Source organism: Streptomyces sp. NPDC031132, from assembly GCF_055570595.1.
Genome location: NZ_JBVIGX010000045.1, coordinates 25966 through 49278 on the forward strand (window position 1 = coordinate 25966; position 23313 = coordinate 49278).

General features: G+C 73.0%; 19 protein-coding genes and 1 pseudogene. 12 read left to right on the plus strand and 8 right to left on the minus strand.

The features are described from left to right. Window positions 1–28: 28 nt before the first annotated feature. The gene (locus ACZ49B_RS35380; protein WP_468314342.1) at window positions 29–1249 is read right to left on the minus strand and encodes an amidohydrolase family protein; all 1221 of its coding nucleotides are present in this window, start codon (window positions 1247–1249) and stop codon (window positions 29–31) included. A gap of 143 nt (window positions 1250–1392) precedes the next feature. Here ACZ49B_RS35380 and afsR point away from each other — a divergent pair, with 143 nt between their 5' ends. The 4 genes and pseudogenes from afsR (at window position 1393) to ACZ49B_RS35400 (ending at window position 6587) form a co-directional block, all read left to right on the plus strand. Continuing rightward, on the plus strand, window positions 1393–4554 hold the full coding sequence (afsR, locus tag ACZ49B_RS35385) for an SARP-family global regulator AfsR (protein ID WP_468314345.1): 3162 nt from the start codon (window positions 1393–1395) through the stop codon (window positions 4552–4554). A gap of 173 nt (window positions 4555–4727) precedes the next feature. Beyond that, the gene (locus ACZ49B_RS35390) at window positions 4728–4955 is read left to right on the plus strand and encodes a hypothetical protein (protein ID WP_468314347.1); all 228 of its coding nucleotides are present in this window, start codon (window positions 4728–4730) and stop codon (window positions 4953–4955) included. A 257-nt stretch (window positions 4956–5212) separates the two neighbouring features. Then, window positions 5213–5983 (plus strand): methyltransferase domain-containing protein, encoded by a 771-nt coding sequence (locus ACZ49B_RS35395; protein WP_468314350.1) that lies wholly within the window; start codon window positions 5213–5215, stop codon window positions 5981–5983. A 32-nt stretch (window positions 5984–6015) separates the two neighbouring features. Then, window positions 6016–6587: pseudogene (locus ACZ49B_RS35400) on the plus strand (Uma2 family endonuclease). On the opposite strand, the gene ACZ49B_RS35405 reads toward ACZ49B_RS35400, so the two are convergent. Then, window positions 6577–8202, minus strand: a complete 1626-nt coding sequence (locus ACZ49B_RS35405; protein WP_468314352.1) for a FadD3 family acyl-CoA ligase — start codon at window positions 8200–8202, stop codon at window positions 6577–6579. The pseudogene ACZ49B_RS35400 and the gene ACZ49B_RS35405 overlap by 11 nt on opposite strands. 86 nt (window positions 8203–8288) lie before the next feature. Between ACZ49B_RS35405 and ACZ49B_RS35410 the strand changes: the two genes are divergently transcribed. The 3 genes from ACZ49B_RS35410 to ACZ49B_RS35420 are packed head-to-tail and all read left to right on the plus strand — an operon-like array spanning window position 8289 to window position 10721. Beyond that, entirely contained in the window at window positions 8289–9440 is a 1152-nt protein-coding gene (locus ACZ49B_RS35410; RefSeq protein WP_468314355.1) for a lipid-transfer protein, read from the plus strand. A gap of 13 nt (window positions 9441–9453) precedes the next feature. Beyond that, window positions 9454–9945: a Zn-ribbon domain-containing OB-fold protein gene (locus ACZ49B_RS35415; RefSeq protein ID WP_468314358.1), complete on the plus strand. Its 492-nt coding sequence runs from the start codon at window positions 9454–9456 to the stop codon at window positions 9943–9945. Further along, entirely contained in the window at window positions 9942–10721 is a 780-nt protein-coding gene (locus tag ACZ49B_RS35420; RefSeq protein ID WP_468314361.1) for an enoyl-CoA hydratase/isomerase family protein, read from the plus strand. Before ACZ49B_RS35415 ends, ACZ49B_RS35420 begins: the two co-directional genes overlap by 4 nt. Before the next feature lie 13 nt (window positions 10722–10734). Here the strand turns inward: ACZ49B_RS35420 and ACZ49B_RS35425 are convergent, their stop codons facing one another. Next, window positions 10735–11211, minus strand: a complete 477-nt coding sequence (locus ACZ49B_RS35425) for a hypothetical protein (RefSeq protein WP_468314364.1) — start codon at window positions 11209–11211, stop codon at window positions 10735–10737. Window positions 11212–11446: 235 nt separating this feature from the next. Between ACZ49B_RS35425 and ACZ49B_RS35430 the strand changes: the two genes are divergently transcribed. From ACZ49B_RS35430 to ACZ49B_RS35440, 3 genes are read left to right on the plus strand one after another with little or no spacing between them, the layout of a single operon-like run. Further along, window positions 11447–12778, plus strand: coding sequence for a hypothetical protein (locus ACZ49B_RS35430; RefSeq protein ID WP_468314367.1), 1332 nt, complete (start codon window positions 11447–11449; stop codon window positions 12776–12778). Window positions 12779–12816: 38 nt separating this feature from the next. Then, a complete protein-coding gene (locus ACZ49B_RS35435; RefSeq protein ID WP_468314370.1) occupies window positions 12817–13314 on the plus strand; it encodes a hypothetical protein in 498 nt (165 codons plus the stop codon). 2 nt (window positions 13315–13316) lie between these two features. Continuing rightward, the gene (locus ACZ49B_RS35440; RefSeq protein ID WP_468314374.1) at window positions 13317–13826 is read left to right on the plus strand and encodes a hypothetical protein; all 510 of its coding nucleotides are present in this window, start codon (window positions 13317–13319) and stop codon (window positions 13824–13826) included. A gap of 98 nt (window positions 13827–13924) precedes the next feature. Here the strand turns inward: ACZ49B_RS35440 and ACZ49B_RS35445 are convergent, their stop codons facing one another. From ACZ49B_RS35445 to ACZ49B_RS35455, 3 genes are all read right to left on the minus strand, one after another. Further along, window positions 13925–14422, minus strand: a complete 498-nt coding sequence (locus tag ACZ49B_RS35445) for a peptidylprolyl isomerase (RefSeq protein WP_468314377.1) — start codon at window positions 14420–14422, stop codon at window positions 13925–13927. A gap of 56 nt (window positions 14423–14478) precedes the next feature. Then, window positions 14479–16911 carry a protein serine/threonine kinase AfsK gene (afsK, locus tag ACZ49B_RS35450; RefSeq protein WP_468314380.1) on the minus strand — a complete coding sequence of 811 codons (2433 nt, stop codon included), beginning with the start codon at window positions 16909–16911 and terminating at the stop codon, window positions 14479–14481. Window positions 16912–17195: 284 nt separating this feature from the next. Continuing rightward, window positions 17196–17996: a VOC family protein gene (locus ACZ49B_RS35455; RefSeq protein ID WP_468314383.1), complete on the minus strand. Its 801-nt coding sequence runs from the start codon at window positions 17994–17996 to the stop codon at window positions 17196–17198. Between the two features lie 376 nt (window positions 17997–18372). Here ACZ49B_RS35455 and ACZ49B_RS35460 point away from each other — a divergent pair, with 376 nt between their 5' ends. Beyond that, window positions 18373–19020 (plus strand): TetR family transcriptional regulator, encoded by a 648-nt coding sequence (locus tag ACZ49B_RS35460; protein WP_053790587.1) that lies wholly within the window; start codon window positions 18373–18375, stop codon window positions 19018–19020. A gap of 44 nt (window positions 19021–19064) precedes the next feature. On the opposite strand, the gene ACZ49B_RS35465 is transcribed toward ACZ49B_RS35460, so the two are convergent. Beyond that, the gene (locus ACZ49B_RS35465) at window positions 19065–19544 is read right to left on the minus strand and encodes a nitroreductase family deazaflavin-dependent oxidoreductase (RefSeq protein WP_468314386.1); all 480 of its coding nucleotides are present in this window, start codon (window positions 19542–19544) and stop codon (window positions 19065–19067) included. Next, a complete protein-coding gene (locus ACZ49B_RS35470) occupies window positions 19544–20743 on the minus strand; it encodes an acyl-CoA dehydrogenase family protein (protein ID WP_468314389.1) in 1200 nt (399 codons plus the stop codon). Before ACZ49B_RS35470 ends, ACZ49B_RS35465 begins: the two co-directional genes overlap by 1 nt. Window positions 20744–20888: 145 nt before the next feature. Between ACZ49B_RS35470 and ACZ49B_RS35475 the strand changes: the two genes are divergently transcribed. Then, window positions 20889–22082, plus strand: a complete 1194-nt coding sequence (locus ACZ49B_RS35475) for an acetyl-CoA acetyltransferase (RefSeq protein WP_468314392.1) — start codon at window positions 20889–20891, stop codon at window positions 22080–22082. Window positions 22083–23313 lie beyond the last annotated feature (1231 nt).

Consider the following 23313-nt stretch of genomic DNA (forward strand, 5'->3'; position numbering starts at 1 on the left):
CGCCGCAAGGGGACCCGTGGGACACCCGCTAGGCCCCCGCCCACAGGCCTTCCGGCGTCAGGCCGAGGAGGTCGATCGCGTTGCCGCGCACGATGCGGTCCACCACGTCCGGCGCGAGGTGGGACATCTGGGCTTCCCCCACCTCCCGGGACTTGGGCCACGTCGAGTCCGAGTGCGGGTAGTCCGTCTCGTAGAGGACGTTGGCCACGCCGATCGAGTCCAGGTTCTTCAGCCCGAACGGGTCGTCGAAGAAGCACCCGAAGACGTGCTCCGCGAAGAGCTCCGACGGCGGGCGCAGCACCTTCTCCGCGACGCCGCCCCAGGCGCGGTTCTCCTCCCAGACCACGTTCGCGCGCTCCAGGATGTACGGGATCCAGCCGATCTGGCCCTCCGCGTACATGATCTTGAGGTTCGGGAAGCGCTCGAACTTGCCGCTCATCAGCCAGTCGACCATCGAGAAGCAGCAGTTGGCGAAGGTGATGGTCGAGCCGACCGCCGGCGGGGCGTCCGCCGAGGTGGACGGCATGCGCGACGAGGAGCCGATGTGCATGGCGATGACCGTGCCGGTCTCGTTGCACGCCTCGAGGAAGGGGTCCCACTCGTCGGTGTGGACGGAGGGCAGCCCCAGGTGCGGGGGTATCTCGGAGAAGGCGACCGCACGCACGCCGCGCGCCGCGTTGCGGCGGACCTCGGCGGCGGCCAGCCGCGCGTCCCACAGCGGGACGAGGGTGAGCGGGATGAGCCGGCCGCGGGCGTCCGGGCCGCACCACTCCTCCACCATCCAGTCGTTGTACGCCCGTACGCCGAGCAGCCCGAGCTCGCGGTCCTTGGCTTCGGTGAAGGTCTGGCCGCAGAAGCGGGGGAAGGTCGGGAAGCAGAGCGCCGACTGGACGTGGTTGACGTCCATGTCCGCGAGGCGCTCGGGAACCGAGAAGGATCCCGGGCGCATCTGCTCGTACGTGATCACCTCCAGCTTGATCTCGTCGCGGTCGTAGCCGACGGCGGTGTCGAGCCGGGTGAGGGGGCGGTGCAGGTCTTCGTAGACCCACCAGTCGCCGATCGGGCCGTCGTCCCCCTTGGCGCCCATCACGGGGGCGAACTTGCCGCCGAGGAAGGTCATTTCCTTCAAGGGGGCGCGGACGATCCGGGGGCCGGTGTCCTGGTACTTGGACGGGAGCCGGTCCCGCCAGACGTGGGGAGGCTCAACCGTGTGGTCGTCCACCGAGATGATCTTCGGGAAGGTCTCCATGGCTCCCACGGTAGCGTCAATCTGACGAACCGTCAGCTAGTTCGGCGGCGATTGGGAGGTGATCGGTCCGACACGGGCTGACGGGTAAGCGCAAGACAGGGCAGACTGGCCCTTACACCGACGGAAGGCAGGGGGGACGACAGATGGACGGCATACCGGCCATCCCGCACCAGCGGAACCACCCCGAGGCAGCCCGGCGCCACTCCGCTGCCGCGCCGGCCGCCACGGCGGGAGCCCGGCCCGGCAGCCCCGCCGACCCGCCGGACACCGCGGACGGTGCCAACGCCGTTACTCCGGCCGTCGCTTCGGCCGGCACGCCGGACACCACGGCCGCCGCCGAGCCGGACGTGGCCGGCGCCTCCGACGCCCACCCCGACGCCGCCCGCCCCCACGCCGCCCCCACCGGCACCCGCTTCGCGGTCCTCGGGCCCATCCGCGCCTGGCGCGGCGGTGAGGCGCTGCCCTCCGGCACCCCCCAGCAGCGCGCCCTGCTCGCCGCGCTCCTGCTGCGCGGCGGCCGTACCGCCACCGCGCCCGAGCTGATCGACGCCATCTGGGGCGAGGACCCGCCGCAGCAGGCCCTCGCCACCATCCGTACGTACGCCTCGCGCCTGCGCAAGGTCCTCGCGCCCGGCATGCTCGTCAGCGAGTCCGGCGGCTACGCCATCCGCACCCCCACCGGCGCCCTCGACCTCGGCGTCGCCCGCAGCCTCGCCGCCGACGCCGAGCAGGCCCGCACCGCCGGCGACCGCACCCTCGCCCGTACGCTGCTCGCCCGCGCCCTCGACCTGTGGGACGGCGAACCGCTCGCGGGGGTCCCCGGACCGCACGCCGAGACCGAGCGCACCCGGCTCGCCGAATGGCACCTCCAGCTGCTGGAGACCCGCCTCGACCTCGACCTGGAGCTCGGCCACCACGCCGAGGCCGTCTCGGAGCTCACCGCCCTCACCGCCGCGCACCCGCTGCAGGAACGCCTGCGCGAGCTCCTCATGCTCGCCCTGTACCGCAGCGGCCGGCAGGCCGAGGCGCTCGCCGTGTACGCCGACACCCGCCGGCTCCTCGCCGACGAACTCGGCGTCGACCCCCGGCCCGAACTCTCCGCGCTCCAGCAGCGCATCCTGCGCGCGGACGCCGAACTCGCCCGCGCCGAAGACCCGGCCCCCGCCGCCACGCCCGCACACGTGAGGCCCGCCCAATTGCCCGCCACCGTCGCCGACTTCACCGGCCGCGCCACCTTCGTCAACGAGCTCGGCGAGATCCTGTCCGGCGTCGGGGGCCAGGTCATGGCCGTCTCCGCGCTCGCCGGGATCGGCGGCGTCGGCAAGACCACCCTCGCCGTTCACGTCGCGCACGCCGCCCGCCCGCACTTCCCCGACGGCCAGCTCTACGTCGACCTCCAGGGCACCGAGCCGCGGCCCGCCGAGCCCGTCGCCGTCCTCGGCTCGTTCCTGCGCGCGCTGGGCACCCCCGACACGGCCATCCCGGACAGCGCCGCCGAGCGGGCCGCGCTGTACCGCTCCACGCTCGACGGCCGCCGGGTCCTGGTCCTGCTCGACAACGCCCGCGACGCCGCCCAGGTCCGCCCGCTGCTGCCGGGCACCGCGGGCTGCGCGGCCCTCGTCACCAGCCGGGTCCGCATGGCGGGCCTCGCCGGGGCCCATCTCGTCGACCTCGACGTGATGAGCCCCGAGGAGGCCCTCCAGCTGTTCACCCGGATCGTGGGCGCGGAGCGGGTCGGCGCCGAACGCCAGGCCGCCCTCGACGTGGTCGGCGCCTGCGGCTTCCTGCCGCTCGCCATCCGCATCGCCGCCTCCCGGCTGGCCGCCCGCCGCACCTGGACGGTGTCCGTCCTCGCCGCGAAGCTCGCCGACGAGCGCCGCCGCCTCGACGAGCTCCAGGCCGGCGACCTCGCCGTCAAGGCCACCTTCGAGCTCGGCTACGGGCAGCTGGAGCCCGAGCAGCAGCGCGCGTTCCGCCTCCTCGGCCTCGCCGACGGGCCCGACATCTCGCTGGCCGCCGCGGCCGCCGTGCTCGACCTGCCCGAGTACGACACCGAGGACCTCCTCGAAGCCTTAGTGGACTGCTCCCTCCTCGAATCGGCCGCGCCCGGCCGCTACCGCTTCCACGACCTCGTACGGCTCTACGCGCGTGCGTGCGCCGAGCGCGACGAGCAGCCGCCGAGCAGCCGGGACGCCGCCCTGGACCGGCTGCTGGACTTCTACCTCGCCACCGCCTCCGCGGTGTACGCGGTGGAGCGCCCCGGTGACCGGCTCCCCGCGCACCTGTCCGCGACCCACTACCCCGGCCTGCGCTTCGCCGAGCCGCGCGCCGCACTGGACTGGCTCTACGCGGAGGCGGACCCGCTGCTGGCCTGCGTCCGGCAGGCCTCCGTACGCTCGACCGGGCAGGCGGACGTACTGCGCCGGGCGGTCGACCTCCTGTGGGCGGCCAAGGACCTCGCCGAGTCGGGGGCCAACTCCAAGCAGTACGAGTCCGCCGCCGTGGCCCTGCGCGACGCCGCGCACGCCGCGAAGGACCCGCACGCGGAGGGCCGGGCCCGGACCACGCTCACCAACGTCCACCTGGTCGCGGGCCGCTTCGGCGAGGCCGACGACGAGGCACGGCAGGCGACGGTCCTGGCCCGCGAGGCCGGCGACCCGCTGCCCAGCTGCTGGGCGCCCAACGACCGCGGGATCATCGCCCTCTACCAGGGCCGGCACGCCGACGGCGAGCGGTACCTGCTGGAGGCCATCGAGAACTTCCGCGCCGACGGCAACCACATCGGCGAGGCCAGCGCGCTGTGCAACCTCTCCCGGATCCACGTCGAACTGGGCCGGCTGACGAGCGCCATCGACCTCGCCGAGCAGGGCATCGCCATATACGACCGGATGGGCCTGACCCTGCGCCTGGCCAACGGCCGCTACGCGCTGGGCATCGCCCTCACGCAGGCCGGCCGGCTCGGCGAGGCGCAGTCCCAGCTCACCGAGGCGCTGTCGCTGTTCCACGACAACCGGCAGCCGCTGTGGGAGGGCGTGACGCACTTCCGGCTCGCCGTGGCCCACCTGGCCGCGCACCGGCCCACGCTGGCCGCCGCGCACGCCGAGCAGGCCATCGCGCTGCGCGGAATCGGCGGGGAGTGGCGCCGGGCGACCGTGCTGACGGTGCTGGGCAAGGCGCTGCGCAGGCTGGGGCAGCGGGACCGGGCGCGGGTGTGCTGGCGGGATGCCGAGGTCGTCTTCAAGCAGCTGAAGTCGGCCGAACTGGCCGAGGTGCAAGCCCTGTTGGCTTCGGAAATCGCGGCCTGAGCTGCGCCGATCGGCGGATGAACGAGGCATTCATCGTTCGTTTATCGCCGCCCGCCACGATAGGTACATCGACTCACCGCGTCGGGGGGCGCGAGAGTCGGCTGGAGGACCGCCCGTTCGGCGGTCCGCGGGGGAATCGCCGAACGGGCCCGACCCATCCATCAGGAGAACCGATGACGACGAACGAGAACATCCTGCCGAACGACGGCGACATCAAGCCGATGGACAACCACGCGTCCGGCATCGAGATCAAGCCGCTCGACGACAGCCTTGCACCGGGCGTCGACATCACGCCGATGGACAACCACGCCTCCGGCATCGAGATCAAACCGCAGGACAACCACGCTTCGGGCGAGGACATCGTGGCGATGGACAACCACGCGTCCGGTCCTCGTCCGTAAGACGTCCCACGGGGGATACGGGGGACGGGGGGGACGGCCCCACGGGGGATACGGGGGGCCGGGACCCACGGGGGGACGGCGGGGGACACGGGGGAACCCGCCGGGGGTCATGGGGGCACGGGGTCACGGGGGACCCGTGAGAGTTCGACGGGGGAGCACGACAAGGACGGCGGTCGCGGTGGCCCGGAGGGGGAGCCACCGCGGCCGCCGTCTCATGCGTGCCCGCGCCGGCGGGTCCGTGTCATTAGGCTGGGCTCGTGTTCACCTCCCAGGGACCGACCGTCCGCGAGCTCGCCGTGCAGGCCCTTTCGTCCGTCGAGCGCGGGTACGACCTGCTCTCGCCCAAGTTCGACCAGACCCCCTTCCGCACCCCGGACCGCATGCTCGACGCGGTGGAGGAGGCGCTCGCCCAGCACGAGGGCTCCTTCGGGGCCGGGCTGGACGTGTGCTGCGGGACCGGCGCGGGGCTGGGGATGCTGCGGCGGCTGTGCCGGGACCGGGTGACCGGGGTGGACCTGAGCGCGGGCATGCTGGCCGAGGCCGCGCGGGCCCACCCCGACGAGCGCATCGACCTCGTACGCGCCGACGCGCGGGCGCTGCCGCCCGCGCTGGCCGGCTCGTACGACCTGGCCGTCAGCTTCGGGGCCTTCGGGCACTTCCTGCCGGCCGAGCGGCCCGCCCTCTTCTCCGGTGTCCACGCCGCCCTGCGCCCGGGCGGCGTGTTCGCCTTCCCGATCGGGGCACCGATCCCGCCGACGTCGCCCGTGTGGTGGGCGGTGGCGGGCTTCGACGCCGCGATGCGGGTGCGCAACGCCGTGTGGCGGCCGCCGTTCGTCATGTACTACCGGACCTTCGCGCTGGGCGGCGTCCGCGCCGACCTGCGCGCGGCCGGGTTCACGGTGGAGACCCTCCCCCTCGAGCCCTTCGGCCGACGGGACGACGGAACCCCCCGCTGGCGCCTCCTCCTGGCCCGCAAGCCGGCCGGCGGAGCACCCGCGCCGAGCGCCGGTACGGAAGCACGGGCTTGAGGAGGCTGGCCCCGCACCCTCTGGAGGGCACCATGGCAGCCGAGCTCCCCGAATGGATGCTCCCGCCCCGCCCGAGCGGCTGGGAAGCGGACGACCTCGACCACTGGCCGCAGGCCCCCCGGCACACCGAGCTCATTGCGGAGCGCTGATCTTCATGGTGTCCCCGCAGCGGTCCTGGCACGCCCGGCTCGTGGAGAACCTGACCTTCAGCCTGAGGAAAGCCGCACCCGAGGGAATCGAGGTCGAACGGCAGATGACCGTTCGCCTCGACAAGAGGAGCCGTCCCGAACCGGACGTCCTCGCCACGACGGCCGCCTACGACCCCGACCGCACCCGCCACCTCCCCGACCAAGTGGCCTTGGTGATCGAAGTGGTGTCCGAGGAGTCGGCCGACCGCGACCGGTCGATCAAGCCCTTCAAGTACGCCCAGGCCGGGATCCCCCACTTCTGGCGGGTCGAGGACGAGGGGGGCGAGCCCGTCGTGCACGTCTACGAGCTGGACACGGTCACCCGGACGTACGTCCCGACCGGGATCCATCGCGACCGGCTCAAGGTGGCGGTCCCGTTCCCCGCGGACATCGACCTGGGCACGCTCACCCCCTGACCATGCGGGCGCGCAGCTCCCGCTTCAGGACCTTGCCGCTGGCGTTGCGCGGGAGTTCGGCGACGAACTCGACGGTGCGCGGGACCTTGTAGTTGGCCATCTCGCGGCGGGACCAGGCGATCAGGTCGTCGGCCGTGAGGGGGGTGCCGGGGCGGCGGACCACGTACGCCTTGCCGACCTCGCCGAGGCGGGGGTCGGGTACGCCGACGACGGCGACGTCCGCGATGTCCGGGTGCAGGCCGAGGAGTTGCTCGATCTCGGCGGGGTAGGCGTTGAACCCGCCGACGATGAACATGTCCTTGATCCGGTCGGTGATGCGCAGGTTGCCGTCGGTGTCGAGGACCCCGACGTCGCCGGTGCGCAGCCAACCGTCGGGGGTGACGGCCGCGGCGGTCTCGGCCGGGTCCTCGAAGTAGCCCTGCATGACGTGGTGGCCGCGGACCCACACCTCGCCCGCCGTGCCGGCGAGCTGGGCGTACCCGTGCTGGTCGGCGATCTTCACCTGGGTGTCCGGGATGGCCCGTCCCGAGGTCGAGGCGATGACCTCGGCCGGGTCGCCGCGGCGGCACATCGTGACGATGCCGCTGGCCTCGGAGAGCCCGTACGCGGTGAGCACGGTGGAGATGTGCAGTTCGCCGCGCAGCCGCTCGACGAGCTGGAGCGGGACGACGGCGGCGCCGGTGACGACCAGGCGGAGGGCGGAAAGGTCGTGGTGGTCGCGCTGGGGGTGGTCGAGGAGGGACTGGTGGAGGGTGGGCGGCCCGGGGAGTACGGAGATCCGCTCGGCGGCGATGTTGGCGAGGACGGTGTCCACGTTGAAGACGGGCTGCGGGACCATCGTGGCTCCGCGCATCAGGCAGGCGATGATGCCGGCCTTGTAGCCGAAGGTGTGGAAGAAGGGGTTCACGATCAGGTAGCGGTCGCCCTCGCGCAGGCCGGCGAGCTCGCTCCAGACGTCGTAGCAGCGCAGGGACTGGGCGTGGGTGATGACGGCGCCCTTGGGGCTGCCGGTGGTGCCGGAGGTGAAGATGATGTCGGAGGGGGCTTCGGGGCGGATCGATTCGGCGCGCTCGCGCACGGTCTCGGCGCCGACGCCGTCCCCGCCGGCCAGGAAGTCCTTCCAGGTGCGGAAGTCCTGCGGGGCGTCCTCGGCCAGGACGACGACCTGCTCGAGGTGCGGCAGCCCGGGCAGGGGGCCGCGGCCGCCGTCCCCTTCGGCGGCGGCCCGGCGCAGGGAGGCGACGTACGAGGTGCCGAGGAAGGTGCCGGTGACGAACAGGAGCCTGGCCCGGCTGCGCCGCAGGACGTACGCGGCTTCCGAACCTTTGAAACGGGTGTTGAGGGGGACGAGGACGGCGCCCGCCGAGACGGCGCCGAGCGCGGAGACGATCCACTCCAGGGTGTTGGGGGCCCAGACGGCGACCCGGTCCCCCGGCTCGATCCCGGCGGCGATGGCGGCGGCCGCGGCCCGCTCCACGCGCTCGCCGAGCTGCGCGTAGCTGATGCGGACGCGCCCGTCGACGACGGCCTCGCGGTCGGCGTACTGCCCGGCCGCCGCGCGCACCAGCCCCGCGATGCTGCCCCAGCGCAAGTCCCCCCGCACGTCTTCGCTCATCGCACACCCCTCCCAGTAGCTGACTATCCGTCAGATTAGCTGTAGCCTTCGCGGCTGTCAGTACTGGTGCAGCCCCGGAGGTGGCGATGGCGGCAACACTCAAGGACGCTACGGCGATAGTCGGGATCGGCCAGACCGCCTTTGCCAAGCGTCTCCAGGAGTCCGAGAAGGAATTGGCCTGCCGCGCGATCCTGGCCGCCCTCGCGGACGCCGGAATAGCGCCCTCCGAGGTCGACGCCTTCTCGTCCTACACGATGGAGGAGACCGACGAGGTCGAGGTGGCGAAAGCCATCGGCGCCGGCGACGTCACCTTCTTCTCCAAGATCGGCTACGGCGGCGGCGGTTCCTGCGCCACCGTCGGCCACCTCGCGGCCGCCGTCGCCACCGGTCAGGCGAGCGTCGGCGTCGCCTGGCGCTCGCGCAAACGCGGCTCCGGCCCGCGCCCCTGGAAGAACACCGCCGTCCAGCTGCCCACCCCCGGCCAGTGGACCCGCCCCTTCGGGCTGCTGCGGCCCGCCGACGAGATCGGCATGCTGGCCCGCCGGTACATGCACGAGTACGGCGCCACCCGCGACCACCTCTTCAACGTCGCCATGGCCTGCCGCAACCGGGCCAACGAGAACCCGGCCGCGATGATGTACGAACGCCCGCTGACCCGCGAGATGTACATGACCGCGCGCATGATCAGCGACCCGCTCTGCCTCTTCGACAACTGCCTGGAGACCGACGGGGCGCTGGCCTGTGTGATCGTTTCCGCCGAGCGGGCCCGGGACTGCCGCCGGAAGCCCGTGTACGTCCACTCCGTCGCCCAGGGGCTGCCCGCCCAGCACCACGGCATGGTCAACTACTGGAACGACGACCCGCTGTCCGGCCCCGCCTGGACCGCCGCCCGGCACCTGTGGAAGCAGGCCGACTTCGGGCCCCAGGACGTGGACGTGGCCCAGATCTACGACGCCTTCACCCCGCTGATCCCGCTCTCCCTGGAGGGCTACGGCTTCTGCGGGCGCGGCGAGGGCGCCGCGTTCACCGAGGGCGGGGCCCTGGAGATCGGCGGCCGGCTCCCGATCAACACCGGGGGCGGCGGCCTGTCCGAGGCGTACGTGCACGGCTTCAACCTGATCAACGAGGGCGTCAAGCAGCTGCGGGGCGCCTCCACCGCCCAGGTGCCGGACGCCGCGACCTGCCTGGTGACCGCGGGCGAGGGTGTCCCGACGTCCGCGATCCTGCTGCGAGCCTGAGGAGCGAGCGACCATGACGACGACCCCGGCACCGGCGACGCCTCCGGTCACCGACCCTGCCCCGACCCCCGCGGACCGGCTGCTCCTGCCCGTTCCCGACGAAGACGGCGCCCCCTTCTGGGAGTACGCCGCCCGGGGCGAACTCCGCGTCCAGGCCTGCACCGCGTGCGGCCGGCTCCGCTTCCCGCCCAGACCCTGCTGCCCGCACTGCCAGTCGTTCGACTCCGCGTGGCTGCCGATGAGCGGCCGCGGCCGCATCTGGTCCTACGTACGGCCGCACCCGCCGCTGCTCCCTGCGTACGCCGCGCAGGCCCCGTACAACGTGATCCTCGTGGAGCTCGCCGACGCCCCGCACATCCGCCTCGCCGGAAACCTGGTCGCCTCCCCCGACGCCCCGCTGAACTCGGTGGACCCGGCCCGGCTGCGCATCGGAGCCCGGGTCCAGGTGGTGTTCACCGAGACCGGCGGGATGACCGTGCCGCGCTGGGTACTGGAGAAGCCGTGACGGTACGGGTGGAGAGGGACAAGGCGGCCGGGGTCGCGGTCGTCACCCTGGACCGGGAGCGCAAGCACAATGCGATCGACCTGGCGACGGCCGCCGAACTGGCAGAGGTGTGGCGGGAGTTCCGGCATGCGCAGGACGTCCGCGCGGTGGTGCTGACGGGGGCCGGCCGGGCCGCGTTCTGCACGGGCATCGACCGCGGCGTCTCCGTACCGCAGCCCGCCTCCCCGTACTCGGTCGACGACCCGCTGCTGTCCGTCGGCCCGAAGGCGAACGACCTGTGGAAGCCGGTGGTCGCCGCCGTCAACGGCATGGCGTGCGGCGGGGCCTTCTACCTGCTGGGCGAGTCGGAGTTCATCGTCTCCTCCCGGGCCGCGACGTACTTCGACCCGCACACGACGTACGGCATGGTCAGCGCGTACGAGGCCGTGTACATGGCGCAGCGGATGCCGTTCGGGGAGGCCGCCCGGATGTCCCTGATGGGGACGGCCGAGCGGCTCTCCGCGCAGCGGGCGTACGAGATCGGCCTGGTCTCGGAGCTGACGGCGCCCGAGGAGCTGCTCCCGGCGGCGCTGCGGGCGGCGCAGACCCTGGCCGGGTACCCGACGGAGGCCGTGCAGGGCACCGTACGGGCCCTGTGGTCGGCGAAGCAGGCGGCGCTGCAGCAGGCGCTGGCCCAGGCCCCGGCGCTGATCTCGCTGGGGAACCTCCCCCCGGAGCGGCAGGCGGACCTGTTCGCCGGGCGCCGGGCGGCGGCCCCGGAGCCGCGGGTGCGCTGAGCGGCGCCGGCGGCTAGTCGATCCGGCCGACGACGCAGGTCTTCACGTCCGCGGCCTTGTCGTCGTGGACCATCGGGGCGGTGACGGTCTGGGTCTCGCGGGCCTTCAGCGTGACGCGGACGGAGGTCCTGTCGACGACGCCGTTCGCGCCCTCGAAGGTCAGCGGGACGTTGACGGTGCGCTGCTTGTCCACGTCGGAGGTGACCCTGAGGACGGCCTTCGGGCTGCCGGGTCCGGCGCAGGTGACGACCTGGGCGTGTGCGGCCGGGCCGGTGCTCTTGCTGGGCGACGGCGTCGACTTCCCGCTGCCGTTGCTGTTGTTGTTGCTGTTGTTGCTGTGGTAGCTGCTCTTCTTCTTCGAGCTGGAGCACCCGCCGCCGCTGCCCTTGCTCTTGCTCTTGCCGCCGTGCCCGCCGGACGAGAAGCCCGTGAGCGCGAAGACGACGGCGACCAGCACCGCGGTGAACCTGATGCGACGTCCAGCCACCATGGCTCGAATCCCCTCCCCTGGACAACGGCGGGCCACGCTATCACCGCCGTGCGCGCCGGGATACGGGCCTGCACGGCACGCCCCGTGCAGGAAACGTGGAGGGCCCACCCGCCGCTTGGCCCGTCCACAGTTGGCATGCATATGATCCAACCCGGCCAACGGGGAGGCGCACCATGTCCGGTTCCTTGCGGCGCAGTCGAAGGTGCAGACGCTGTAGAAGCTGTGAGGGGATCCGGTGCTGACCTACTACGAAGTCATGACCACGGACCTGGGCCTGCTGACGACGGCCGCCGCCAAATGGGAGGAAATGGCGGGCGAGCTGAAGAAGGTCGAGACCCGCTACGCCGACTCCGTGCAGAAGATCACGCTCGGCGGGGAGAGCTGGACCGGTGTCAGCCAGCAGACCGCCCGTACGAACTTCGCGGCGACCCGCTACGAGTACACCGCCGCGCAGGCCCAGGCCAAGGCGATCGGGAGCCTGCTGCGCGACGCGCACGAGAAGTTCACCGACCTGAAGAAGAAGCTGGAGAGCGCACGCGACGACGCGATAGCCGCCGGCATGACCGTCTCCGAGCAGGGACGCGTCGCGTTCGACTACGCGAAGCTCACGCCCGCCGAGCGCAGCGCCTACCACCACGACCCCGACGGCCAGAAGGCGATCAGCGAAGCCGTCGGCAAGTGGCAGCAGCACATCGACGACCGGGTGAAGGCCGTCTCCGAGCTCGACACGAACGTCAAGACCGCCCTCAGTGCGGCCGTCATCGACAGCAACCGGGACGCCTTCGGCAAGGGCAACGACGAATCGCTCACCGGGTTCAACCGCTACGCCGAGGGCGACCTGGACAAGGCCCCCAAGAAGCTCGACGAGACGCCCCCGGAGAAGCCGAAGGCCGACGACGGCCTCACGATCACCGGGCCGGACGCCGGCATGAAGCTCACCGGCACCAAGTACGGCAAGGAGGGGTCGATCAAGCTCTACGCCGACCTCTTCCACATGACGTACAAGGGTGAGTACAACAACGGGTCGCTCACGCTCGCCGGGCTCGACGACATGTACGTGGGAGCCAGGGGCACCGCGAACTACGGCTTCACCGACAAGGGCATCACCGGCAAGGCCGAGGTGTCCGCGGGCATCCGGGCGATGGTCGAGGGACACGCCAACTACGGCGTCGTCGGCGGCTACGGGCGTTTCGAGGGGTTCGCCGGCGGTGAGGCCGCGGTCAGCCTCGGGGCGGGCAAGGACGGCTTCAACGCCGGCGCGAAGGCCTTCGCCGGCGAGAAGGCCAGCGTCGCCACGGGCGCCGAGGTCGCCGGGGTCGGCGCCGGCGCCACGGCCGAGGGCTGGTACGGCGCGGGCGCGGAGGCCAAGGTGACCCTCGGCAAGGGGGAGGACGGCAAGTACCACTTCGGCGGCAAGGTGGGCCTCGCGCTCGGGGTCGGCGGCGCCGTGGGAGGCGAGTTCACGGTCGACCCGGGCAAGGTCAAGGACGCCGCGGGCGACGCCGCCGACTGGGTGGGCGACACGGCCGGCTCCGTCAAGGACGAAGTCACCAGCTGGTTCGACTGATCGACTGATGTACTCCCCCCGTGGAAGGAGGGCCTGAAATGCCCACGACCCTGCCGGTACCGATCGAGTTCGGCCTGCCGGAAGGCTGGCGAGCCGCCCCTGCGGACGAGGTGGGCGCTCCGGGCGTGGCGTTCATCGCGCTGCACCCGCAACCGGACGCCGGGTTCACCGCCAACATCACCGTCGACGGCGACTTCCGCCCCGACGGGGCGACGCTGGCCGACATGGCCGAGGAGTCGGTGGAGCGCCTGCGCCGGTCCGCCGAGTCGGTGACGGTGACCAGCCGCCGCGAGCTCGGCTCCGAGGCCTCGCCCGGGCTGGCCCAGCGGCTGACCCTGTCGGCCGTCGCGGGCGGCGTGCGCCGCGACCTCGTCCAGTCCCACGTCTACCTGGCCGTGCTGGACCTCGAGAACCCGCACCGGCGTGCGGTGATCCGGCTGATCCTGACCTCGACCGCGGCGCAGGAGGACGGTGTGCTGGACGACTTCCGGGAGTTCCTGCGCACGGTGAGCCTGGACACCGGGGAAGGGGCCTAGCGATGGGCAGCCTCTGGGACCGGTACATGGGCACGGTACGGGCCGACAGCGGTGCGACGGCGATCCCCACCACGGAACTGCGGGCCGCGCTGCTCGCCCTGAACGGCACGGGCGTGGTGTTCAGCGTGCGCGAGGCGGGCGGCGGGGGCGCCGACCTGGTGGCGGACTGGAAGGTCATGGAACCCGCCACCGGCTCCGGCATGAGCCGCCGGCAGGTGGAGCGGACCTTCAAGATCTGGATGCGCCTGCTCCCCGCCGAGCGCGAGGTACGGGCGATGGACGAGCAGTGGGCGGTGACGCGGGCCGGCAGCCCGCCCGGCCGGACCGTCCAGCGCGAACACGGCCGCGGGCCGATCCGCCACGTACAGAAGCAGTGGACCTTCGAGCGCGACGCCGACGGCCGCCGCCGGAAGGTCGAGTCGTTCCGCCTGGACACCCGGGACATGAAGGACCCCCTGCGCAAGGCGGTCCTCGCCGCGGGCTGGTCCTGGCACGGCGTACGCAAGCTCTGACGCGCCGGACGCGCCCGGGCGGGGACATGGCGGCGGCCCCGGCCCCCGGTGAGGGGGCGGGGCCGGCCGGCCGAGTCAGGCAGTGGTGCTGACGGGGATCAGACCGCTTCGACGACGCCCGAGGCCGCAACCTCGATCTTGCCGCGAGTGGCGCCCGAGGGGGTGCCGAGCTTCTCGATCTGGTCGACGATGTCCTGGCCCTCGACGACCTCGCCGAAGACGACGTGCTTGCCGTCCAGCCACGGGGTGACGACGGTGGTGATGAAGAACTGCGAGCCGTTGGTGTTGCGGCCGGCGTTCGCCATCGACAGCAGGTACGGGCGGTCGTGCTTCAGCTGGAAGTTCTCGTCGGCGAACTTCTCGCCGAAGATGCTCTTGCCGCCGGTGCCGTTCTGGTTGGTGAAGTCGCCACCCTGCAGCATGAACTGCGGGATGACGCGGTGGAACGGCGAGCCCGCGTAGCCGAACCCGTGCTGGCCGGTGGCCAGCTCGCGGAAGTTCTGGGCGGTCTTCGGGACGACCTCGTCGAAGAGGGTGAAGACGATGCGGCCGGCGGGCTGGCCGTCGATGTTGATGTCGAAGTAAACGTTGCTCATGGGGTCCATCCTGTCACTCCCGGTGCTGCGCGCGACCCGGAGGGCCCCGAAAACCCTCACCCGGCCGTACGGGTCCCCGTTCCCTTGGCGGCATCCAGGGCGTACACGCAGCGGTCCTTGCTGCACGCGTAGACCACGCCCGCCTCGGCCACCGGGGCACCCGTGATCTCCCCGCCCGTGGCGAGCTTCCAGCGCAGCTGGCCGCCCGCCGCGTCCAGGGTGTACAGGCAGTGGTCGGCGGAGCCGAAGTGCACGCGGCCGTCCGCGACCGCCGGCGGGCCGGTGATCTCGCCGCCCGCGGCGAACCGCCACTTCGGGGTGCCGGTGACCGCGTCGAGCGTGTACAGCGCACTGCCCGCGCCCAGGTGGACGTTGCCGCCCGCGACCAGCACCGGGTCCGCGGAGGGCCGCGGCTCGGTGGCGATGCGCCAGCGGTCGGCGCCGGTGGCCGCGTCCAGGGCGTAGACGGTGCCCAGGTAGTCGGCGAGGTAGACCCCGCCGCCCGTGACCGCCGCGCCCGGCGCGAAGGCCGGAGGGGCCAGGAAGACCGCCGGGGCCTCGAAGTGCCAGCGGACCCGGCCCGAGGCCCGGTCCACGGACAGCACGCGGGTGCCGGCGGCGATGTAGACGTTGCCGTCCGGGGCCGGGGTGACCCGGACCGGGACGTTGCCGCAGGAGGCCGCGTCGCCGACCGGGTACGACCAGGCCTCGCGGCCGCTGCGGGCGTCCAGGGCGCGCAGCCGCGCGTCCTGCCACACGTACACCGTGCCCTCGTGCAGGACGGGGGCCGCCTCCGGGGTCTCGAAATCGCTCTGGGCGCCGGTCAGCTCCCACAGCTTGTGGCCGCTGGAGGCCTCCCAGGCCTGTACGCCGCCCCCGCGCGTGGCGGTGACGACCGTGCCCCGGTCGGCGCGCAGGGCGTACACCCAGGCGTCGGCGTTCAGCCGCCAGCGCTCCGAGCCGTCGGAGGCGTCGAGCGCGTAGAGGGAGGGGCCGTCGGAGGCGTGGATACGGCCGTCCGCGACGGCCATGGACCAGGCGACGTCGCGGGTCTTGAACTGGCGGCGGCCGCTGGCCACGTCCAGCGCGTGCACCTCGAAGGAGGTCACGTAGAGCAGGTCTCCCGCGACGGTCGGGGTCCCCCAGACCTCGTTCGACATGCGGAAGCGCCACGGGCGCCAGCGCCCGCTGTCCGGAGCCGGACCGGGCGACGGCACCACGGCCGACGCGGAGGAGGAGGCCGGGGCCGGGCCCGAGCCGTGCGGGGCGACCGCCACACCGCCCGGCGGGCGGACCCAGCCGGTCGCCGAGTCGGCGCCGGACGCGTGCGCGGCGGGCGCCGAGGCGCTCGCGCGCGGCCCGGGCCCGATCGGCACCGGGGAGCCTCCGAGGCGCACCGGCTCGCCGGAGGGCGCAGGGGACGGCGCGGGGGACGTCGGCCTCGGCGGGTGCTGCGGGCGCTGCGGGACGGCCTGGCCGGTCCGCGGGTCGACCCACGGGTCGGCGCCGCCGCGCGGCTCCCGGCGGTGCGTGGCGGCCTCGGCGGCGCGCCCCGCAGGGCGGCCGGGCGCCGGGACGGGCGCGGCCGCCGTACGCTGCCCCGCCCGCCGGGCCTCGATCATCGCGACGGCCCGGCCCGGCAGCCACGCCGAGGCCGTACCGCTGTCGTCGCCGCCGTCGAAGAGGTGCGGGGCGAGCTGCGCCTGCAGGTCGGCCGGGGTCGGGCGCTGGGTGGCGTCCATCTGCATGCAGGAGTCGATCAGCGGCCGCAGCTCGTCCGGGAGCCCCTCGAGGTTGGGCTCGTCGCGCAGCAGCATGAACACCGTCTCCACCGGGTTGGCCCCGTGGTACGGCGGGTGCCCGGTCGCGGCGAAGACGAGGGTCGAGCCGAGCGAGAAGACGTCGCTGGCGCCCTTGACGCTGCGCGAGTCCTTCGCCTGCTCGGGCGACATGTACGCGGGCGTGCCGACGGCGACGTTCGTCATGGTCAGGCGGGTGTTCGAGACGCCGCTCGCGATGCCGAAGTCGATCACGCGCGGGCCGTCCTCGACGACGAGCACGTTGGACGGCTTCAGGTCGCGGTGGACGAGGCCGGCGCCGTGGATGGACTGCAGGGCCTCGGCGATGCCGGCGGCGAGCCACCGTACGGCCTGGGCGGGCATCGGCCCGCACTCGTTGACGATCTCCTCCAGCGAGGGCGCCGGGACGTACGCGGTCGCCAGCCACGGCACGGCGGCCCGCGGATCGGCGTCGACCACGGCCGCGGTGTAGAAGCCGGACACGGCGCGCGCCGCCTCCACCTCGCGGGTGAAGCGGACCCGGAACAGCTGGTCCTCGGCGAGCTCGGTCCGCACCGTCTTGATCGCCACCCGGCGTCCGGATGCCGACCGCGCGAGATAGACCAGCCCCATGCCGCCGGCGCCGAGCCGTCCGAGCACCTCGAAGGGGCCGATCCGTCTCGGGTCGTGCTGCGTCAGCTGCTCCACCACTCGCCTCACAATCCCCGTACGGGCCCTTGCCGGGCCCGTTCCACCTGCACGCGCGCCGGCACGGCGGTCGGCCCCGTGCAGCGTCTCACCCCGGGCGCCGCCCTGGGTCGCGCAACCCCGATTCTGTCAGGCCCGCGCCGGAGCCGTGTCGTCACAGTCCGGGCGGGGCGGCCGGACGTACGGCGGACGGACGACGGACGGCAGACGTACGGGCGGAAGACGTACGACGCGGCGGCGGCCCGGCCGCCCGGGGTTCCCGCCCGGCGTTCACGTAACGGCGGCCGCTACGCCATCGGACCCGTACGGGGCTCGGAGAGCAGCGCGAACAACGCGCCCTGGTTGTCGGCGACGACCGCGATCCGCCCGTACGGCGTGTCGAAGGGGTCGGCGGTGACGCGTCCGCCGAGCCGCTTCACCGTAGCGACGGACTCGTCGCAGTCCGGGACGGCGAAGTACACGAGGAAGTGCGCCGGCATGATCTCCGGGAACGCGTCCGTGATCAGGCTGCGCCCCATCACGGCGGTCTCCGCGCCGGGCCGGCTGCCGGGCGGGGACCACAGGCGGTACTCGACTCCCGCGCCCGCGTCGTCCTGGTCCTCGGGGACGTAGCCGAAGACGTTGGCGTAGAACACGTCGACCGCGTCGCGGGCCCGCGTGTAGACCTCGCTCCAGCAGTACGTGTACGGCTCCTGCTGGGCCTCGAAGCCGTCGTGGGTGCCGGGCTGCCACAGGCCGAAGACGGCCCCGCCGGGGTCGGCGGCGAGCGCGGCGGCGCCGTACGGGCCCACCGGCTGGGGGTCCATGACCATCTGGCCGCCGGAGGCGCGGATGCGGGCGGCGCACGCGTAGGCGTCGGAGGTGTGGAGGTAGATCCCCCAGACGGTGGGCATGCGGCCGTCGGGCTTGGGGGCGAGGGCGGCGACGTTGCGGCCCCGGCTGTAGGCCTGGGTGTAGCCGCCGTACTCGGGGCCGGCGCCGCCGCTGAAGGTCCACCCGAAGAGCTCACCGTAGAAGCGCTTGCCCGCCTCGACGTCCGGAAGCGAGGCGTCCACCCAGCAGGGTGTGCCCTCCGCGAATGCGGCCATGGCCCGTTTCCTTCCGTCGTGCCCTCTGCCCCGTGCCCCTCAGCCATGATCTGCCCGAAAACTTGTCCACAGCCTGTTGATAAGACTAATCGGGGGATACCGAGAGGAAGCGGGCGGGTCACCCGGGCGGGCGTCCGCTCGGATTCCGCACCGTATCCGCCCGGGATCCGCCCGGGATCCGCCCGGCACGCCCCCGGAACCGGCACCTCCTCGGGGCCCCGGCCGCCCGGATTCCGAGCGGCAACCGGCAGGTTGCCGACCGGAAACGACCCCCCGGGAGGGCCCGCAGGGCGGGCTCCGCCCAGGCCAGGTGTCGCGTGACCCCATTTGCAGGCGGCCGAATCGCGCGCAGATCACCCCTCGGTAAGCTGACGGCATGACAGGACAAGTACGCACCGTCGACGGCCGCGTTGCCGGCCGGCGCGGTCAGGCGACGCGGCAGAAGCTGCTCGACTGCCTCAGCGAGATGCTCAGCTCCTCGCCGTACCGCGACGTCAAGGTGATCGACGTCGCGCGCAAGGCCGGCACCTCCCCCGCGACCTTCTACCAGTACTTCCCGGACGTCGAGGGCGCCGTCCTGGAGATCGCCGAGCAAATGGCCACGGAGGGCGCGCAGTTGACGGCGCTCGTCGAGGGCCGCAACTGGGTCGGCAAGGCCGGCTGGCAGGCCGCCGAGGAACTCGTCGAGGGATTCCTGGACTTCTGGCGGCGCAACGACGCGATCCTGCGGGTCGTCGACCTCGGCGCGGCCGAGGGCGACAAGCGCTTCTACAAGATCCGCATGAAGATCCTGAACTCCGTCACCAACTCCCTCACGGAGTCGATGAAGGAGCTCCAGGCCAAGGGCAAGGTCGACAAGGACCTCAGCCCGGCGGCGATGGCGGGTTCGCTGGTCGCGATGCTGGCCGCAGTGGCCTCGCACCAGAAGGGCTTCCAGACCTGGGGCGTCAAGCAGGCCGAGCTCAAGCCGAACCTGGCGCTGCTCGTCCACCTCGGCATCACGGGCAAGAAGCCGACCAAGTAACGGCGGACCCTTCCCGGGGTCCGCCGCCCTCTCCCCGCCTGCGATCAGCGACGCTCCAGGCGGAACAGTCGGATCTCGCGCTCGATGCGCGCCTGGTACGTCGCGTACGGCGGCCAGAACCTCAGCACGGCCCGCCACGCCGCCGCGCGCTCCTCACCCTCCAGCAGCCGGGCCCGTACGGCGATGTCCTGACCCTTCCAACTCACGTCTGCGTCGGGGTGTTTGAGCAGGTTCCCGGTCCACGCCGGGTGCCCGGGGCGGCCGAAGTTGGAGCCGATGAGGAGCCAGCTGACGCCCCCCTCCTCCGGCATGCAGGCGAGCGGCGTGGTGCGCGGTTCACCCGTCTTCGCGCCCTTGGCGGTCAGGATCACGCCGGGCAGCATCTGGGCGCTGAGCATGACCTTGCCGCGGGTCAGCTTGTGCACCGCCTTGTCCATGGCGGGGATGAAGTGCGGTGCGATCTTGGCGAACAGCATGGTCGAGGAGACCTTCTGCATCAGCTTGACGCCGACTGCCACGGCCATCAGACGGCCACCTTCTCTTGTGGGGTGGTGAACAGGCCCGCACGGTGGGCGGCGTGCGCCCGGAGCCGGTGGACCGGGCCGAACAGCAGCTCGTCGGCCGCCGCCCGCTTGAAGTACAGGTGCGCGTCGTGCTCCCAGGTGAAGCCGATGCCGCCGTGCAGCTGGATCGCCTCGCCGGCCGTCACCCGCAGGGCCTCCAGGGCCTGGGCGAGGGCGAGGCCTCCCTGCTGCGCGTCCCAGGCGGCGTAGTAGGCCGCCGAACGGGCCGCCTGGACGTGTACGTAGAGGTCGGCGAGGCGGTGTTTGACCGCCTGGAACGAGCCGACGGGCCGGCCGAACTGCTCGCGCTGGCGTACGTACTCCACCGTGCGGGCCAGCGCCTGCCCGGCCGCGCCGACCGCCTCGGCGGCGAGGACGGCGGCGGTGGTGCGCCCGGTGGCGGCGAGCGCGGCGAGGACGCCGTCGTCGGTGGCGTTGTCGGCGTCGGAGCCCAGCAACTCGGCCGGAGTGTCGCGGAGTTGGATGCGGGCCTGCGGCCGGGTCTCGTCCAGGGTGGCCTGCCGCGACCGGACGAGCCCGGGGGCGTCCTCCCGTACGAGGAACAGCAGGGTCCGGCTCCGGGCGAACCCGCCGGTGTGCGCGGCGACCAGCAGCAGGGACGCGCTGTGCCCGTCGAGCACCTGGGCGACCTCCCCGTAGAGCCGCCAGCCGCCGTCCTCGCCGGCCTTGGCCTGGACGCCGCCGGCCCGGCCCCCGCCGGCCCACTCCCCGGGGGCGTTGTCGCCGGTCAGCGCGAGGGCGGTGGACAGCGCCGGGCCGGGGACGGCGAGGGCCGCGGTGAGCCCGCCGGCGGCGAGCGGCGGGAGCAGTGCGGAGCGCTGGGCCGCGGTGCCGAGGGCGGTGATCAGTGGTACGGCGAGCACGGCGGTGGCCAGCAGCGGCGAGGGCAGCAGCGCCCGGCCGGTCTCCTCGCAGGCCAGGGCCAGGTCGGCGGGGGTGCAGCCGACGCCCCCGTACGCGTCGGCGACGGCGATGCCCGGCAGGCCGAGCTGCGCGGAGAGCTGCTGCCACAGCTCGCGGTCGTGTCCGGCGGCCGTGCGGACGGCGGCTTTGACCTCGTCCGGGCCGCAGCGTTTGCCCAGGATCTCGCGCAGGGTACGGCGCATCTCGTCCTGCTCCGCGGTGAAGGCGGCATCCATCGTCGGGCTCCTCCCCGTATCTGACGGGCCGTCATGTTAGAGCGGGCGGCGACAGATGCACAGGGGGCGGAGAGCTCGGGTGTCGGAGGGGGATCGGATGGCGTGGACTAGAAACTGACGATACGTCAGATGTACGGTCTGCTGCATGCCTGGACCCACGCCTGAACCTCGCAACCGACGCCGCCGGGTCGCCGTCGTCGGCGTCGCCCTCTCGGACTGCGGCCGGGTGGACGGCCCCACCCCGTACGCCCTGCACGCACAGGCCGCCCGGCGGGCACTGGCCGACTCCGGCCTGGACCGCTCCGTCGTCGACGGCTTCGCCTCGGCCGGCCTCGGCATCCTCGCGCCGGTCGAGGTGGCCGAGTACCTGGGGCTGCGCCCCACCTGGGTCGACTCCACCTCGGTGGGCGGATCGACCTGGGAGGTCATGGCGGCGCACGCGGCGGACGCGATAGCGGCCGGCCACGCCAACGCCGTGCTGCTCGTCTACGGCTCGACGGCGCGGGCCGACATCAAGGCCCGGCGGCGCACCTCGAACCTGTCGTTCGGGGCGCGGGGGCCGCTGCAGTTCGAGGTCCCGTACGGACACACGCTGATCTCCAAGTACGCGATGGCGGCGCGGCGCCACATGCACGAGTACGGGACGACGCTCGAGCAGCTCGCCTCGGTGGCCGTCCAGGCCCGGTCGAACGCGGCGACCAACCCGGACGCGATGTTCCGCGAGCCGATCACGGTGGACGACGTCCTGTCCGGCGAGATGATCGCGGACCCCTTCACGAAGCTGCACTGCTGCATCCGCTCGGACGGCGGCTGCGCGGTGCTGCTGGCGGCGGAGGACTACGTACCGGACACCGCCAAGTCCCCGGTGTGGATCCTGGGCACGGGCACGTCCGTCTCCCACACCACGATGTCGGAGTGGGAGGACTTCACGGTCTCCCCCGCGGCCGTCTCGGGCCGCCAGGCGTTCGAGCGGGCGGGCCTCACCCCGGCGGACGTGGACCTCGCGGAGATCTACGACGCCTTCACGTACATGACCCTGGTCACCCTGGAGGACCTCGGCTTCTGCGCGAAGGGCGAGGGCGGGGCCTTCGTGGAGAAGGGCCGCCTCCTACGGGAAGGGGAGCTGCCGGTCAACACCGACGGCGGCGGCCTCTCGGCCTGCCACCCGGGCATGCGCGGCCTGTTCCTGCTGGTCGAAGCGGTCCGCCAACTCCGCGGCGAGGCGGGCCCGTCCCGCCAGGTCACGAAGCGCAACGGCCGCCTCCCGGAGGTGGCCCTGGCATCGGGCACGGGCGGCTGGTTCTGCTCGTCGGGGACGGTGATCCTGGGGCGGGGGTGAGGGGGCGGGGGCGGGGCGGGGGGGCGAGGCGCGGGCGGGGCGGGGGATTCGGGGGCGGGGTCGGGAGATGTCGGCCGGGACGCAGGGGGGCCGGTCTGCGCGCTCGGCGTAGGACCCGCCGGCGGGGACGCGGGCGGCGGGTCCCCGCACGCGGCACCAGGAGAGCCGATCGGGACACAAGCGGGCCGGCCCGCGCACTCAGCGCGCAGCGGCCATCCGGAACCCCACCGAGCGGGCCTGCGCACTCGGCACAGCGAGAGCCGATCGGGACACAAGCGGGCCAGCCCGCGCACTCAACGGCGCAGCGGCCATCCGGAACCCCACCGAGCGGGTCTGCGCACTCGGCACAGCGAGAGCCGATCGGGACGCAAGCGGGCCAGCCCGCGCACTCAGCGGCGGGAGGGTCGGTCGGGGGGGCAGAGCCGGGGTCTGTGCGAGCGGCGTCGGGAGGGTGGATCGGGACGTACGGGCGGCGGGGTCCGCGTACTCGGCGTCGGAAGGTGTCCGGGGGCGTCCCGTCAGTCCACTGTCCTTCCGTGTCGTGCCGGTCCCTCAAGGGCGCTCTCTTCGTTCGCGTCGCTACGCGATGGCCTGCGGCCACCCTTGACCGACCGACCCGCCCCGGAATGCCATAAGACTGCCGGGAAGCCCCCGAAGGATGGCCGGGGGGTTCGGATCCGGTCCAGCCCCGATCAGAGATGCCGAGCAGGGGCCCCTGGTCATCCGGAGTCAGTCCCCGGGACCACCGAGGTGGAGCAGGATGGGGCCCGGGGGAGGGTACGGCTCCCTGAAGGGCCCATAGGCACCCTTTCCGCGTCCGGGCGGGGTCAACCTGCACCAGACAGCGACCAGATGCCCATGCCGGTAGGGGTGGGCCCGCAGGCGCCCCAAATCGCTACGCGCTTCTCTCTGTTTGGCGTCCGACGACCGCCTTGGGCTGGACATAAGCCGCCCACGACCGGCAGAGGTCAGCCTGGGATGCGAGTGCGGGTTGTTTGTCCCGTTTTGGCGGCCGGTTGAGGGGTGAATGGGCGCCTGCCGGAGTGGGAGGTTGAGAAATCCGGCATCAGGCTCCCTCTCGCCTGCTTTTCGCCCCAACTAGCGTGTAGACGCCCGGAAAGCCGCCCCTGGGAGGCGTCTGGGCGGCCTATGTCCAGCCCCAGACGGCCGTCGGACGCTGAGAGATGAGGAGCGCGTAGCGATTTGGGGCGTCCACGGTCCAGGCGGCACC

What these genes read in the sequence shown, in the direction of transcription:
- ACZ49B_RS35380 (WP_468314342.1), bottom strand. Translation starts at nt 1,249, where the DNA reads ATGGAGACCTTCCCGAAGATCATCTCGGTGGACGACCACACGGTTGAG.
- afsR (WP_468314345.1), top strand. Translation starts at nt 1,393, where the DNA reads ATGGACGGCATACCGGCCATCCCGCACCAGCGGAACCACCCCGAGGCA.
- ACZ49B_RS35390 (WP_468314347.1), top strand. Translation starts at nt 4,728, where the DNA reads ATGACGACGAACGAGAACATCCTGCCGAACGACGGCGACATCAAGCCG.
- ACZ49B_RS35405 (WP_468314352.1), bottom strand. Translation starts at nt 8,202, where the DNA reads ATGAGCGAAGACGTGCGGGGGGACTTGCGCTGGGGCAGCATCGCGGGG.
- ACZ49B_RS35410 (WP_468314355.1), top strand. Translation starts at nt 8,289, where the DNA reads ATGGCGGCAACACTCAAGGACGCTACGGCGATAGTCGGGATCGGCCAG.
- ACZ49B_RS35415 (WP_468314358.1), top strand. Translation starts at nt 9,454, where the DNA reads ATGACGACGACCCCGGCACCGGCGACGCCTCCGGTCACCGACCCTGCC.
- ACZ49B_RS35425 (WP_468314364.1), bottom strand. Translation starts at nt 11,211, where the DNA reads ATGGTGGCTGGACGTCGCATCAGGTTCACCGCGGTGCTGGTCGCCGTC.
- ACZ49B_RS35435 (WP_468314370.1), top strand. Translation starts at nt 12,817, where the DNA reads ATGCCCACGACCCTGCCGGTACCGATCGAGTTCGGCCTGCCGGAAGGC.
- ACZ49B_RS35440 (WP_468314374.1), top strand. Translation starts at nt 13,317, where the DNA reads ATGGGCAGCCTCTGGGACCGGTACATGGGCACGGTACGGGCCGACAGC.
- ACZ49B_RS35445 (WP_468314377.1), bottom strand. Translation starts at nt 14,422, where the DNA reads ATGAGCAACGTTTACTTCGACATCAACATCGACGGCCAGCCCGCCGGC.
- ACZ49B_RS35455 (WP_468314383.1), bottom strand. Translation starts at nt 17,996, where the DNA reads ATGGCCGCATTCGCGGAGGGCACACCCTGCTGGGTGGACGCCTCGCTT.
- ACZ49B_RS35460 (WP_053790587.1), top strand. Translation starts at nt 18,373, where the DNA reads ATGACAGGACAAGTACGCACCGTCGACGGCCGCGTTGCCGGCCGGCGC.
- ACZ49B_RS35465 (WP_468314386.1), bottom strand. Translation starts at nt 19,544, where the DNA reads ATGGCCGTGGCAGTCGGCGTCAAGCTGATGCAGAAGGTCTCCTCGACC.
- ACZ49B_RS35470 (WP_468314389.1), bottom strand. Translation starts at nt 20,743, where the DNA reads ATGGATGCCGCCTTCACCGCGGAGCAGGACGAGATGCGCCGTACCCTG.
- ACZ49B_RS35475 (WP_468314392.1), top strand. Translation starts at nt 20,889, where the DNA reads ATGCCTGGACCCACGCCTGAACCTCGCAACCGACGCCGCCGGGTCGCC.